Origin of the sequence: Halolamina sp. CBA1230 (genome assembly GCF_002025255.2) — an archaeon.
In the GTDB taxonomy this organism is placed as follows: Archaea; Halobacteriota; Halobacteria; order Halobacteriales; family Haloferacaceae; genus Halolamina.
Genome location: NZ_CP054587.1, coordinates 2,141,943 through 2,155,037, shown reverse-complemented (window position 1 = coordinate 2,155,037; position 13,095 = coordinate 2,141,943). Strand labels below are relative to the sequence as shown.

Sequence of the window (13,095 nt, the reverse complement as noted above, 5' to 3'; positions counted from 1 at the left end):
GCCACCGCCGATGGACGAGAGCACAATCGTTATACAATTAAGAGAACAACGCCGTTATGGTTATGACAGAACAACGAACGAGGAGGTCATTCCTCGCAGGTAGCGCAACCGCATTGGCGCTCGGGCTCGCGGGCTGTACCGGCGGCAACGGCACCGAGACCGAGAACGGCGGCGACGGAACCGAGACCGGCGGCGGCAACGGGACCGAGACCGGGAGCGGCGACTCCCCGGCGGACTCGATGACCATCTTCCACGCGGGATCGCTCGCCCCCCCGTTCAGCGCCGTTGAGCCGCAATTCGAGGAGGAGTACGGCGTCGACGTGACGCGGGAAGCCAAGGGGTCGGTCGCCTCCACCCAGAAGATCACCCAACTGGGGCGGACGGCCAGCGTCCTCGGCGTCTCGGACTTCCGGCTCATCCGGGATCGGATCGTCCCGGACTACGGAAGCTGGTACGCCATCTTCACGACCAACGCGATGTCGATCCAGTACCGCGAGGACTCCCCTGGCGCCGACGAGATCTCGAAGGACAACTGGTGGGAGATCCTCTCGCGGGACGACGTCACCGTCGGCCACGCGGACCCGGCGGTCGACCCCGGCGGGTACCGCGCGGTGATGACCCAGCAACTGGGGAAAGAGGAGTTCGACGGCGAACGGCTGTACGACGAGTCGACGTACCAGCAGCTCCGTGAGAACTCGACCGTCCCGACGGGCACCGAGACGAAACTGAAGGGTCAGCTCAAAAGCGGGGGGCTGGACTACGCGTTCTACTACCAGTCGATCTCCAGCACGGCGGACATGCCGTACATCGACCTGCAGCCCGAGGTCGACCTCTCGAAGGCGACCTCGGAGTACGCGAACCACTACGCGAAGGCGGAGGTCGAGACCGACTCGGGGACGTTCACGGGTGCGCCGATCGCGTACGGTGTTACCGTTCCCGACGTGGCGGAAGCGCCCGACCTCGGTGCCCAGTGGGTTCGGTACTTCGCCACCGAACCCGGCCGCGAAGCCTTGCGGAACAAAGGCCTCCAGCCCGTCGATCCGGTCGTCGTGCCTGCGAGCAGCGAAGACGCCGTCCCGGATCGAGTGATGGAGGTCGCCAGCGCCCAGGAGTCGCTCGGGCCGCTGGAGCTCTGAGCCAGCGCGGTATGTTCCGGAGCTACACCAGTCGACCATGAGTGGCGAACCCGCCCGAGCCCGACTGTCGGCCCGTGTCGGCGGCGCCGCCGTCGCCGGCTTCGGCGCCCTGCAGGTGGTCGCCTTCGCGGCGGCGTACCTGACTGACCGGCCGACGTGGTACGGCCTGTTCATGGTCGCCAGCGCGACCGCCGTCGCGTACCTCGTCGAGCGCGGCCCGTCGTTCCGCTCGGCGGGCGAGCTGCTCGGGCTCCAGTTCGGCAGCCTGCTCGCCGGCTACGCCGTCGGCGCCCTGCTGATGCCCCTGCTCGTCGGTGCGTTCGGCGTCGTCGCCGCGGCCGACCCCACGGGTATCGGCTCGTTCGTCCTGGGGATCCTGAACGTCGTGTCGGGGACGCCCGCGTGGTACGGCTACTACGTCGCCGCGGCGATCCTCTCGACGGCGTTCGTGCTCGACGACGGCGGGTTCACCGTGGCGGCGGCGACGCTCGGGACCGTGCTGTTGGTGGCGCTCGGGCTCCCGCTGTTCCTGTTCGTCGCGCGCCAGCAGCCCGGGATCGTCGCGGAGAAGCTGCTCGATCCGGACGTCCACCGGATGCTGTACCTCGGCGTCTACGGCCCGCTGCTGGCGGCGCTTCTGAGCCTCGTCCTCGGGGTCCCGCTGGCGTACCTGCTCTCGAAGGGGTTCCCCGGCCAGCCGTTCGTCGAGAGCCTCGTCGACCTCCCGCTGGTGGTGCCCCACTCGGTCGCTGGCATCATCATCCTGTTCGGCTTCGGGCAGGGCGGAGCGTTCCCCAACGTCTCCGTCCTCGGGGAGATGGCGGGGATGGTGCTGGCGATGGCATTCGTCTCGGCACCCTACGCCGTGAACGCGACCCGGGAGGCGTTCGAATCGATCGATGACCGGCTGGGCTACGCCTCCCGAATCCACGGCGCGAGCGAGTGGGACACGTTCCGCCGGGTCCTCGGCCCGCTGGCGGTTCGGGGGATGGTCACCGGCGGCGTGCTCGCGTGGGCCCGAGCAGTCTCGGAGTTCGGCGCCGTCGCGGTCGTCGCCTACTCGGTGTCGTTCTTCTACCCGATCGCCGGCGAGCAGGTCACCGCCCAGCACGCGCCGGTGTTCGTCTACAACACCTACCTCCAAGGCGGGCTGTCGGAGAGCGGCGCGGTCGCGTTCATCCTCCTGAGCGTCTCGGCGGTCATCTTCCTCGTCGTTCGGTACCTCACCGACGACGGCGCCGCCGGGGGTGGCGTCGTATGACGGATCTCCACGCCGACGTGCGAGCGACGTTCACCGCAGACGGCGCGGAGGCGTTCACCGTCGACGCCGGCTTCGACGTCGACGACGGCGAGACGCTCGTCGTCCTCGGCCCGAGTGGGAGCGGGAAGACACTGCTACTCGAGACCGTCGCCGGCTTCCACGCTCACGAGGGGACGGTCCGGACCGACGAGCGGCGGGTGGACGATCTTCCGCCCGAACGCCGCGAGTTCGGGTTCGTCTTTCAGGACTACGCGCTGTTCCCGCACATGTCCGTGCGGGAGAACGTCGAGTACGGCACCCGCTACCACGAGCAGACCCGCGACGCCGACGCGCTGCTCGACGAGCTGGGGGTCGGCGACCTCGCCGAGAGGTACTCGCCGACGCTGTCGGGCGGGGAGAAACAGCGGGTCGCGCTCGCCAGGGCGCTCGCGATAACCCCCTCGGTGATGCTGCTCGACGAACCGCTGGCGGCGCTGGACGTACCGACGCGGCAGGCGCTCCGGGACGATCTGGCGGACGTGCTCGCGGACGTGACCGCGGTGTACATCACGCACAACCGGACGACTGCGCGGGCGATCGCCGACCGGATCGTCGTGATGATCGACGGCGAGGTGATCCAGCGCGGGACACCCGAGGAGGTGTTCGAGCGGCCCGCGTCGCCGACGGTCGCGACGTTCACGGGCGCGAACACCGTCGAACTCGCCGAGTCGTCGTCACTCCGGGCACTCCTGGACGACGACCGATTCGACACCGCCGATCACGCGGCGATCCGCCCCGAGGCGATCACGATCGACGGCGACGGGGGCGACGTTCGGGCCACGGTCGAACGCGTCGTCCGCGAGGACGCCACCAACCGTGTCACGCTGTCGTTCGACGGGGTCACGGTCGACGCCTTCAGTGCGGATCCCCCGAGCGTCGGGGAGGCGGTCCGGATCACGCTCCCTCGTGAGGAGATCCATCCCTGTTGACGCCGGCCGCCTTCGAGTCCGTACCGAGCTATTCCCTATCGCTTTATCCGGTTTACTGACCCGGCACGGCGACCCGTGAGCGTTAACCCCGGCAATCGGCTACGACTCCCCATGCCGTTCGAGAGCCGACCGGACCGCGGGGACGAGGTCGTCCTCGTCGGCCGGTCGAACGTCGGGAAATCCACCCTGATGCGGGAGCTGACGGGCCACAGCTTCGACACCGGGGGGAAGCCGGGGGTGACGCGCCAGCCCAACCACTACGACTGGGCCGGCCAGGACTTCATGTTCACCGACCTGCCGGGCTTTGGCTTCATGTCCGGCGTCGAGGAGCAACACCGTGAACAGATCAAGACCGACGTGGTGCGCTACGTCGAGGAGAACGCCGAGAAGATCCTCGCGGGCGTGCTGGTCGTCGACGGGAAAGCGGTGATCGACATCATCGACCGCCACCGCTCCAACGACGAGATCCCCCACGACGTGGAGATGTTCCACTTCCTGCAGGACGTTGGGATCGACCCCATCGTCGCGGTGAACAAGATGGACAAGGTCGACGACCGCGACGAGCGGCTGGACGACCTCTGTGACAGGCTCGGACTGTTCCCGCCGTGGCAGCAGTACCGAGAGAGGATCTGTCCGATCACCGCGAAAAGTGGGTCGATCGAGCCGCTGGAAGAGGCCCTCCGACAGCGCTTCCGCGACGCCAAGCGCGACGAACTCCTGCAGTTCGTCAGTTGACGGCGTCGCGTACGGCTGCCCGGAGGTCCGCGCTCCGAAGCGGTTTCTCGCGGAACACCACGCCCTCGGTGGCGATGGCGTCCTCGCGGACACCGGGCGAGGCCTCCCCTGCCAGCAGCACGACCGGCAGGTCCCGCTGGAGCACGCCCTCGACGAGCGCGGTCACGTCGTCGGTCACGGTCTCCGTGTCGACGACGACGGCGCAGGCGGGCAGCGCCCCCGACAGCACGGGGTTCAGCTCCGCCGGCGCCGTCACGGCGGTGACCTCGTAGCCCGCGAGGGCGTCGGTCATCAGCCCGACGTTCCGGCTGTTCTCCCCCACGACGACGACTCGGTTCGTGTCGGCGAGAGTCCCCACTCCCCCCGAAGCGGATTTCGACTCCATCGATGCACGTACCTCTGACACGGGCCCAGTGGGTAAGTTCCGTACCTAAGCAGTTTGGGTCCTGGCGTGGACGCGACCGAGCGCGGCCGTTCGCGTAACGCTCTTCCGCCTCGGCCCCCCTCCTTCGGGCATGTCTGCGGTCACCGGGCCCCCAACGGAGCTCGACGAGCGCCGTGACGAGCTCACGCCGATGCTCCAGCAGTACGTCGATCGCTGCCGGGAGCACGACGACGCGCTCGTGCTGTTCCGGGTGGGGGATTTCTACAAGACGTTCTGCGAGATCGCCGAGGAGGTCGCCCGGCTCTGCGAGCTCACGATGATCGAGCGGGAGGACTCCACGGGCACCTACGACGCGGCGGGGATCCCCGTCGACAACGCCGCGGAGTACGTCGAACGCCTGCTCGACGCCGGCCACCGTGTCGCCATCGCCGATCAGGTCGAGGACCCCAGCGAGACCAACGGGATCGTCGAGCGCGCGGTCACCCAGATCATCACCCCCGGCACCGTCGTCGACGACGAACTGCTCTCGCCGGATTCGACGTACGTGACGGCGGTCGTCGGCGCCGAGGAGAGCGAGGAGTTCGCGGTCGCCAGCGTCGACGTCTCCACCGGCGAGTGTCGGGTCGCCGCCGTGGCCGACCGAGCGGGCGCACGCGAGGAGATCGCCCGCGTCGGCCCCGCGGAACTGCTCGCGGGCCCGGACGCATCCGAGATAAATCCCGACTGCCCGGTCACCGACTGGGGCGGCGACGCGTTCACCGTCGAGGAAGCCCGGGAGACGCTCGATTCCTACGCCGACCCGGATCGGTTCGCGACGGTCGCGGTCCGCGCGGTGGGCGGCCTCTTGGCGTACGCCGAGTACACGCAGGGCGACGACGGCCCGCTCGACTACGTCTCGCGGGTGCAGCGCTACGACCCCGCCGACTGCCTGCGGCTGGACGCCGCCGCACTGCGCAGCCTCGAACTGTTCGAGAACCGCGCGGGCGGCGACCGCGACGGCGACACGCTGTTCGAGACGGTGAACGAGACGGTCTGTGCGCTGGGGCGCCGCCGGCTGGCGTCGTGGCTCCGCCGGCCGCTTGTCGACCGCCGGGCGATCGAAGCCAGACTCGACGCCGTCGACGAACTGTCGACCCGGACGCTCCTCCGCGAGGAGCTCCGCGACGAACTCGGCGCCGCATACGACCTCGAACGGCTGGTGTCACGGATCTCCCGCGAACGTGCGAACGCCCGCGACCTGCGCTCGGTCGCCGGGACGCTCGCGATCGTGCCGGAGCTGAAGGCAGCGCTCGAGGACGCCGACTCCGACCGCCTCGGGCGACTCCGCGACGACCTCGACGAACTCGCGGAGATCCGGGAGCTGATCGAGAGCGCGGTCGCCGAGGACCCGCCCCAGGAGATCACCGAGGGCGGCGTGATCCGCGACGGGTTCGACGAAGAGCTCGACGAGGTGCGCGCGACCGAACGCGAGGGGCGGGAGTGGGTCGCCGACCTCGAAGCGAAGGAGCGCGAGCGGACGGGGATCGACAACCTCGACGTCGGCCACAACCAGGTCCACGGCTACTACATCGAGGTGACCGACAGCCACCTCGACGACGTGCCCGAGGAGTACCGCCGGCGCCAGACGCTGAAGAACTCGGAACGGTTCGTCACGCCCGAGCTCCGCCGGCGCGAGGACGAGATCCTGGGCGCCGCCGAGCGCGCCGACGCGCTGGAGTACGACATCTTCCGTGAAGTCCGCGCCGAGGTCGCCGACGCGGCGGACCGCCTGCAGGGGCTCGCGGACGACCTCGCCGATCTCGATGCGCTGCTCTCGCTTTCGACCGTCGCCGTCGGCCCGGATTTCTGCCGACCCACGTTCCACGACGGCGACCAGCCACTCGAGATCGAGGCCGGGCGCCACCCCGTGGTCGCACAAGCCCAGGAGGAGTTCGTCCCCAACGACGCCGAACTGCCCGCGGGCAGCGTCGCGCTCGTCACCGGCCCGAACATGAGCGGGAAGTCGACGTACATGCGGCAGGTCGGCCTGATCTGCGTGCTCGCGCAGGCGGGCGGGTTCGTGCCCGCACAGTCCGCGAACCTGCCCGTGCTGGATCGGGTGTTCACCCGCGTCGGCGCCAGCGACGACATCGCGGGCGGGCAGTCGACGTTCATGCGCGAGATGAGCGAACTCACGGACATCCTCCACGACGCCACCGCGGACTCGCTGGTGCTGCTGGACGAGGTTGGCCGTGGCACCTCCACCGCCGACGGCCTCGCGATCGCCCGCGCGGCGACGGAGTTCCTCCACGACGAGGTCGGCGCCCGGACGATGTTCGCGACCCACTACCACGACCTGACCGCGCTGGCCGACGAGCGCGAACGGGTGTTCAATCTGCACTTCACCGCGATCCGGGACGGTGACGACGTAACGTTCCTCCACCGCGTCGACGAGGGGCCGTCCTCCTCCTCGTACGGCGTCGAAGTCGCACGGATGGCGGGCGTTCCGGAGCCAGTCGTCGACCGCTCGCGGGAGCTGGTCGAGGACGACGAGACGGCTGCGGAGGCGACGACCGACCCGGCGCCGGAACCGACGCAGGCCGCCACTGACGGCGCGGGCGTCGATTCGGGTGCGGAGGCCGGCGCGGGCTCCGAACCGTCCGATCCGGACGCCGCCCCCTCCCCACCCCCGGGCCAGCAGACGCTGCCCGGAACCGAGCCGGAGGGCGCCAAAGCCGACGAGGTCGCGGCCGAACTCCGCGAGCTCGACCTCGCTCGGACCACCCCCATCGAGGCGTTGAACCGCCTACAGGAGCTCCAGAACCGCGTCACGGACGAATGAGCGACGAGGCCGACCCGCGGACCGTGGAGCACCTCGACGAGGCGACGGTCGACCGCATCGCCGCCGGCGAGGTGATCACCCGGCCCGCGCGGGTCGTCGGCGAACTGCTGGACAACGCGCTCGACGCCGGCGCGGAGTCGATCCGAATCGAGGTCGACGGCGACGGCACCGAACGGATCAGAGTCGCCGACGACGGCCACGGGATGGCCCGCGGCGACGCCGCCCGCGCGGTCGAGCGCCACGCGACGAGCAAGCTCCGGGACGCCGCCGAACTGCCGGCGACCACGAGCCTCGGCTTCCGCGGCGAGGCACTGCCGAGCATCGCCGATGCAGGACGACTCGAACTGATCACCAGCGACGGGAGCGAGCCCGGAACGCGGCTCGTGGTCGACGAGAACGGGGATATCGAGGTGTCCGACGCTGGGCGCGCCCGCGGGACGACGGTGATCGTCCGGGAGCTGTTCGCGGACCGCCCCGCACGCCGCGAGTCGCTGGGTGGCGAAGGCGCGGAGTTCGCGAAGATCTCCGAACTGGTCGCGCGCTACGCGCTGACCCGCCCGGACGTGTCGTTCTCGCTCGAGCACGACGGCCGCGAGGTGTTCGAGACGCCCGGCAGCGGCGCCTTTGCCGACGCGCTCGCGGCCGTCTACGACCGCCACGTCGCCGCGCGGTCGACGACGTTCACCCACGAGACGACGCTGTCGGACGACGCGGACGGATCGGTCGTCCACGTCGAGGGTATCCTCGCCTACCCCTCGACCACACGCGCGGATCGATCACACCTCCGGACCGCGATCAACGACCGCCCGGTCGTCGACGAGGGGCTCCGCCGCGCGGTCGAACGCGGCTACGGCACGCTGCTGCCCGACGGCCGCCACCCGATCGTGGTCGTTTCGGTGTCGCTGCCGCCGGAGACCGTCGACGCCAACGTCCACCCAGCGAAGGCGGAGGTCGCACTTTCAGCTCGCGACGCGGTCGAGGCGGCGGTCGAGACCGGAGTGAACGACGCGCTCACGACCGCGGACCTGCGGCGCTCCGGCGAGGTCGCGATGGGACTCGAGGAGTCGCTCGCGCCGAAGCAGGACGACTCAGCGCTCGCCGACGCGGAAGTTGTCGGGCAGTTCCGCGAGACGTACGTTCTCTGTGCCGAGGACGACGACCTGCTCGTGATCGACCAGCACGCCGCCCACGAGCGAGTGAACTTCGAGCGCTTGCAGGCCGCCGTTTCGGGCGAGGCGATCGAACGCGCCGAGCTCTCGCCGCCGGAGACGGTCTCGCTCTCGCCCGCCCAGGCTGCGGTCGTCGAGGAGCACGCCGACGAACTCGCGGCGCTAGGGTTCGACGCCGAGCCGTTCGGCGGCACGACGGTGAAGCTCTCGTCGGTCCCGGCGCCGCTGGGTCGCCCCGCCGACATGGGGGCGTTCCGTGAGACCCTCGCGGCGCTCGCGAGCGGCGACGATCCGGATGATGCTCGTGAGGACGCACTGGTTGATCTGGCCTGTCACCCGTCGCTGAAAGCCGGCGACGCGCTGGAAACCGAGGAGGCACAGGCGCTCGTCGAGCGACTGGGACAGTGCGAGCAGCCGTTCGCCTGCCCGCACGGCCGGCCGACGGTGCTCAGTGTGACCGAGGAGACGCTGGCTGCGGGGTTCGAGCGGGAGTAATCACCGCTACCACTCTTTACAGTCCGGACAGACCAGCGAGTCCGGATCGAGATCCGGATCGTCCGTCGTCCCGCCCTCGCCCGCGTGCCAGCGCTTCTCTACCACCGCGCCGCAGGATGCACACTCGGCGCCGTCGGGCGTCGACGTGTAGGTGAAGGTGGGTTCCTCGGCGGTTTCGGCGTCGCTAGAGTCGTCGGAGTCCGGAGCGTCGTCCGGGTCGGGCGTTCCGTCCTCGGCGTCGCTCGGCTCGTCCTCGAGATCGTTCGCCCCGTCGCCGGCGTCGTCCCCGCCGCCCCCACTCCCCGCGAAGTCGGTGAGGCTGGCGTCGTCACTCATGCTCCCGAGTGAGGGCGGCGGGGGGTTAAGCGCTGGCGTCCCGCAAGCGAACCCTTTTCACCCGTGACGGGCCGTTACCCGGGCATGGACCCCGGACACCCGCTAGAGGGGATGACCGACCTCTGGGACGACACCATCGACGACATGCAGGCCACCGCGGCAGAGCTCCGGGAGGAGGGCTGGGACACCGTCGAACTCCGCCCCGGCGCGGTGACGCCGCTGCCGCGGCTGGCGACCGACGAGGGGTACGAGGACGACCGAACGGGGTTCGACGTGCTCGTGCCGGGCAACGAGTTCGAGGCGGTGCAGGAGGCCGTCGACGGCGCCGAGTTCGACGAGTACGAGGCGTACAACGCGCAAGCGAACGGCGTCGTGTTCGCCGTCGTCGTGATGAAAGCCGCCGACGCGGGCCGGGCGGTGCTGATCCCGATCTACTACGAGATCGACGACGCCGAGGAGACGGTGCTGCGGATCGAGGACGCGGGCGAGAGCCGACTGTACGTCCGGCCGCTGGACGACAGCGAGCGCGTGCTGTTCGTGCAGCGACAGCCCGAGGCGCTGCTACCGGGCGAGGCGTAGCGCGGTCGCCCACGGGCGCCGGAACGGGCGGTTTCGACGTGTTTTTCAGCCGCGGCCGAGATTTTCGCATATGGCCGAACTCAAGCTCGTCGTGTCGGACCCCGACACGGGGACCACGTACCAGACGGAGGTCGACGGACAGGACGCCAACCGCTTCCTCGGGCGCTCGCTCGGCGAGGAGGTCGACGGCGACGTCGTCGGGCTCTCGGAGTCGACGCTGAAGCTGACCGGCGGTTCTGACGCCGCCGGCCGACCGATGCGGGAGGACGTCGCCGGCTCGAGTCTGAAGGAGCTGCTGCTCGAGGGCGGCGTCGGCTACCACCCCGAGAAGGACGGCGAGCGCCGCCGCGTCACGGTGCGTGGCGCCGAGTTCAGCGAGGAGAGCGCGCAGGTCAACGCCAAGGTCGTCGGCGACGAGGACGTCGCCGCCGCCTTCGGCGAGGGCGCCGACGAAGACGAGGAGTAAGTTCTCACTCGATTTTCGATGCCCGATCGCATCCCCAGCGACCACGCTAGCGTTCGCACCGAACGGGCGGAAGTCGCCCGCAGCGGCGGCACGCGCCGGCCCTGCCTGCGACTGCCGGCGGATCTGACCCTCGACCCCGGCTCGTTCGTCCGCGTCGTCGTCGACGGCGAGGAGTACCACGCGGAGATCCGGGATGACCGCTCGGGGTTCCTGCTCCGTGGCGCGTACGACCTCAAGAGCGAGGCCCGGGACCCGGGCCGGGCGGCGAACCGACTGGTCGAGTGGTTGCAGGAACAGGGGCGCGAACAGGGCGACCCCGTCGAAGTCGACGAGATCGACCCCGGCGAGCGCTATGGCCTCCGGCTGCCGGGCGAGCGGGCGTTCTACCGCGACACGAGCGGTCCCGGTGGGTCGTTGCAGGATATCGCGAGCGATCTGGACGGCGGTCGTGGGAGCGACGATGCCGACCCGTTCGACCTCGACTGAAACGCGGTCGGTTTTTCCCGTTCAGGCGCGTCGTCGGGGTATGAGCAAACTCTCGGAGTTCCTCGCGGGCGAGCGGCTGGAGGACGTGGCGCTGTTCCTCGCGGAGGACCAGTTGGACGAGGCGGGGAAGCTGGCCGACGCCGGCGAGGAGGTCGACGGCGGCGTCGTGCTCGTCCGCCCCGGTGACCAGGGACGGAAGCTGTTCGACGCCGGCACCGGGCAGGACGCGATGGGGTTCGCGAAGGAGGCGATGGGCGAGGGCGGCAGCGTCGACGCCGATTTGGCCGGTGGTGAGTGTCCGGAAGGGGACGGTGAGGAGCACGAGGTCCAGTACGTGTTCGCGTTCGCCGAGGCCGAAAACCCGGAGGTCGGCGGGATGTACGCCGACGGCGACGTTATTCATGCGTATGCGAAGTGCTCGTGTGGGGAGTCGTACTCCGAGAAGTGGGTCGTTGGGTCGCGTTCCGAGGAGTAGTTCGGGGTCGGGTTTTCGGGGTGTTCTGTCGTTCCGGAACTGCGTTTTAGGGTGGAGCAGCGACCGCAGACAGCGACGGCAACAGCGTCTCGGTCGTTGACAACTGGGACAGCGACAGCTCCTCGATGCTAGACCACTTGCGACCGCAACCGCGACGCACAGGCCTCGGACCTCCCCAGCCGACTCCCTCCTTCGCTTCGCTCAGTCGGTCGTCCCTCGCGCGCTCGTTCGTCCACGGAGGGACTCACGTCACGCGCCGACAGCGACCGCAGTGGCGGTGGACGCCTCGCGTCGGCGACCTGTCGCCGACGCGGGGGGAGGGTTGGGGACTCCTTTCCAGCGCCGGACCTCGTGTCCGGCGCACTGCGGTCGCAAGTGGTCTACGAACGAGATGCTGTTGCTGTCGCAGTTGCGGTCTCAGAAGTCAACGATCGAGATGCTGTTGCCGTAGCGGTCGTCGACACCATCAACCCAATCCCCGAAAAGAGCGCGCTCCCGAACGGCACTCACCGAGTGAACCGCCTCGGGGTCAAGCCCCGTGGCATTCGCCTCGACAGCCTGTAAATCAGTCCGACTCCTCAGCCAACTCCTCGAACGCGCGCCGGATCACGGTCCGCGCGGCCTGCCCCTCGGTCGTCCAGTGCTGGGCCATGTCCAGCATGTCGTCGTAGATGTCCGGCTTACAGCCCGCCGCCTTCGGGTGGCCGCCGCCGTTGACCTGCCCGGCAACCTCGTGACAGCGCTCGAACCCCTCCGACCCCCGGATCGACGCGCTCCCCGAGGGTTTGACGATCACCGCGGCGTCACAGCCCTGCTCCCGCAGCGCCTCGGCGACCTCGTTCTGTGAGCAGCGGCCGTACGTGACGCCGACGGTCCAGTCGCCGATCTGTCGCTCGTTGGCCCGCGAAACTGCGGCCTCGATACGGCGCTCCTTCTCCACGCGGCGGTGGTCGACGTAGTCGAGCACCGTCTCCGGGAGCGCGGCGCCGTACTCGCCGACGACCGTGGCGTACTCCTCCGGGCCGCTCCAGTAGGCGTAGTCCGCGAGGTCGTCGCTGCGCTCGTCCTGCTTCAGCCAGAGGTCGTGGTCGCGCGTGACCTCCGCGAGTTCGGCGTAGCGCTCGTCGAACGCGTAGTCGAGCGAGCGCAGCGCCACGTCGGTCGTACACTCCTCCTCGCTGTCGCCGATCACGAGGTCGACGCCCGCCGCGCGGACGCTCGCCTCGAGTTCGTCGGCCCACTGGTGGTGGTCGAACCACCGCACCTCGCCGCAGCGCTCGACCAGCGTCTCCAGGTCGTCGGCGATGTACTCGTAGCTGTCCGGGCAGATGTCACAGACGTACAGGTCCGTCCCCTCCTCGACGTACTCGGCGACGAACTCCAGCGACTCCTCGATATCGCCCGGGCCCGACGCGACGAGCGCCACCGTCGAGCGCTCGTGTGGCTCCTCGTCCTCGCCCTTCTCGTCGTCGTCCTCGTCCGGCTCCTCGTCGGCCATCTCCTGGGCCAGCGCCTCCTCGAAGGGGGCCACGTCGAGCGCGGCGTCGCGGGCCTCGCGGATCAGCGCGACACAGCCCAGGCCGTCGGCGTCGGAGTCGGTGATCACGACGGCTTCGGCGCCGTCGACGGCCTCCTGAATGCGTTCCTCGGTGCGATCCTCCGCCAGCGAGTCGGGGTAGAAGAAGCCCTTCCCAGGCAGCAGCGAGCGCCGGTGCAGGGAGAGCTCGCTCGTCTCGATGAGTTCGTCGTCCATACCGGAGCGACGCCCACCGCGCGTAAAAGC

Annotated in this window: 13 protein-coding genes; 10 read left to right on the top strand and 3 right to left on the bottom strand. The window is 69.7% G+C overall.

All coding sequences use genetic code 11. The features are described 5' to 3' along the window. Window positions 1-62: 62 nt before the first annotated feature. The 4 genes from B4589_RS11385 to engB all read left to right on the top strand — a co-directional run bounded on the left by B4589_RS11385 (window position 63) and on the right by engB (window position 4,100). Entirely contained in the window at window positions 63-1,136 is a 1,074-nt protein-coding gene (locus B4589_RS11385; protein ID WP_079234386.1) for an extracellular solute-binding protein, read from the top strand. A gap of 37 nt (window positions 1,137-1,173) precedes the next feature. After that, entirely contained in the window at window positions 1,174-2,397 is a 1,224-nt protein-coding gene (locus tag B4589_RS11380; protein WP_255246079.1) for an ABC transporter permease, read from the top strand. After that, a complete protein-coding gene (locus B4589_RS11375) occupies window positions 2,394-3,365 on the top strand; it encodes an ABC transporter ATP-binding protein (protein WP_079234385.1) in 972 nt (323 codons plus the stop codon). Before B4589_RS11380 ends, B4589_RS11375 begins: the two co-directional genes overlap by 4 nt. Before the next feature lie 111 nt (window positions 3,366-3,476). Then, complete coding sequence (engB, locus tag B4589_RS11370) at window positions 3,477-4,100, top strand: GTP-binding protein EngB (protein ID WP_079234384.1); 624 nt, start codon at window positions 3,477-3,479, stop codon at window positions 4,098-4,100. Here engB and B4589_RS11365 read toward each other — a convergent pair. Continuing rightward, the gene (locus B4589_RS11365) at window positions 4,093-4,506 is read right to left on the bottom strand and encodes a response regulator (RefSeq protein ID WP_143414327.1); all 414 of its coding nucleotides are present in this window, start codon (window positions 4,504-4,506) and stop codon (window positions 4,093-4,095) included. The two genes, engB and B4589_RS11365, sit on opposite strands and share 8 nt — an antisense overlap. Before the next feature lie 109 nt (window positions 4,507-4,615). Here B4589_RS11365 and mutS point away from each other — a divergent pair, with 109 nt between their 5' ends. Together mutS and mutL are read left to right on the top strand one after the other, a co-directional pair. Continuing rightward, on the top strand, window positions 4,616-7,306 hold the full coding sequence (gene mutS / locus B4589_RS11360; RefSeq protein ID WP_079234382.1) for a DNA mismatch repair protein MutS: 2,691 nt from the start codon (window positions 4,616-4,618) through the stop codon (window positions 7,304-7,306). Then, the gene (gene mutL, locus B4589_RS11355; protein WP_079234381.1) at window positions 7,303-8,970 is read left to right on the top strand and encodes a DNA mismatch repair endonuclease MutL; all 1,668 of its coding nucleotides are present in this window, start codon (window positions 7,303-7,305) and stop codon (window positions 8,968-8,970) included. Before mutS ends, mutL begins: the two co-directional genes overlap by 4 nt. Before the next feature lie 6 nt (window positions 8,971-8,976). Here mutL and B4589_RS11350 read toward each other — a convergent pair whose 3' ends face one another. After that, window positions 8,977-9,306 carry a hypothetical protein gene (locus B4589_RS11350; RefSeq protein WP_079234380.1) on the bottom strand — a complete coding sequence of 110 codons (330 nt, stop codon included), beginning with the start codon at window positions 9,304-9,306 and terminating at the stop codon, window positions 8,977-8,979. Between the two features lie 84 nt (window positions 9,307-9,390). Between B4589_RS11350 and B4589_RS11345 the strand changes: the two genes are divergently transcribed. The 4 genes from B4589_RS11345 (at window position 9,391) to B4589_RS11330 (ending at window position 11,312) form a co-directional block, all read left to right on the top strand. Continuing rightward, window positions 9,391-9,885 carry a hypothetical protein gene (locus B4589_RS11345; RefSeq protein WP_079234379.1) on the top strand — a complete coding sequence of 165 codons (495 nt, stop codon included), beginning with the start codon at window positions 9,391-9,393 and terminating at the stop codon, window positions 9,883-9,885. A 70-nt stretch (window positions 9,886-9,955) separates the two neighbouring features. Next, window positions 9,956-10,351, top strand: coding sequence for a 30S ribosomal protein S6e (locus B4589_RS11340; RefSeq protein ID WP_079234378.1), 396 nt, complete (start codon window positions 9,956-9,958; stop codon window positions 10,349-10,351). A gap of 18 nt (window positions 10,352-10,369) precedes the next feature. Next, window positions 10,370-10,837, top strand: a complete 468-nt coding sequence (locus B4589_RS11335; RefSeq protein ID WP_079234377.1) for a hypothetical protein — start codon at window positions 10,370-10,372, stop codon at window positions 10,835-10,837. A gap of 40 nt (window positions 10,838-10,877) precedes the next feature. Then, entirely contained in the window at window positions 10,878-11,312 is a 435-nt protein-coding gene (locus B4589_RS11330; protein WP_079234376.1) for a DUF5807 family protein, read from the top strand. Between the two features lie 565 nt (window positions 11,313-11,877). Here B4589_RS11330 and B4589_RS11325 read toward each other — a convergent pair. Then, window positions 11,878-13,065, bottom strand: coding sequence for a DHH family phosphoesterase (locus tag B4589_RS11325; protein ID WP_079234375.1), 1,188 nt, complete (start codon window positions 13,063-13,065; stop codon window positions 11,878-11,880). Between the last annotated feature and the right edge of the window lie 30 nt (window positions 13,066-13,095).

Bases quoted from the DNA above. Each gene is read 5' to 3' on its own strand.
- engB (WP_079234384.1), top strand. From the start codon at position 3,477: ATGCCGTTCGAGAGCCGACCGGACCGCGGGGACGAGGTCGTCCTCGTC.
- mutS (WP_079234382.1), top strand. From the start codon at position 4,616: ATGTCTGCGGTCACCGGGCCCCCAACGGAGCTCGACGAGCGCCGTGAC.
- mutL (WP_079234381.1), top strand. From the start codon at position 7,303: ATGAGCGACGAGGCCGACCCGCGGACCGTGGAGCACCTCGACGAGGCG.
- B4589_RS11385 (WP_079234386.1), top strand. From the start codon at position 63: ATGACAGAACAACGAACGAGGAGGTCATTCCTCGCAGGTAGCGCAACC.
- B4589_RS11375 (WP_079234385.1), top strand. From the start codon at position 2,394: ATGACGGATCTCCACGCCGACGTGCGAGCGACGTTCACCGCAGACGGC.
- B4589_RS11380 (WP_255246079.1), top strand. From the start codon at position 1,174: ATGAGTGGCGAACCCGCCCGAGCCCGACTGTCGGCCCGTGTCGGCGGC.
- B4589_RS11330 (WP_079234376.1), top strand. From the start codon at position 10,878: ATGAGCAAACTCTCGGAGTTCCTCGCGGGCGAGCGGCTGGAGGACGTG.
- B4589_RS11340 (WP_079234378.1), top strand. From the start codon at position 9,956: ATGGCCGAACTCAAGCTCGTCGTGTCGGACCCCGACACGGGGACCACG.
- B4589_RS11345 (WP_079234379.1), top strand. From the start codon at position 9,391: ATGGACCCCGGACACCCGCTAGAGGGGATGACCGACCTCTGGGACGAC.
- B4589_RS11350 (WP_079234380.1), bottom strand. From the start codon at position 9,306: ATGAGTGACGACGCCAGCCTCACCGACTTCGCGGGGAGTGGGGGCGGC.
- B4589_RS11325 (WP_079234375.1), bottom strand. From the start codon at position 13,065: ATGGACGACGAACTCATCGAGACGAGCGAGCTCTCCCTGCACCGGCGC.
- B4589_RS11335 (WP_079234377.1), top strand. From the start codon at position 10,370: ATGCCCGATCGCATCCCCAGCGACCACGCTAGCGTTCGCACCGAACGG.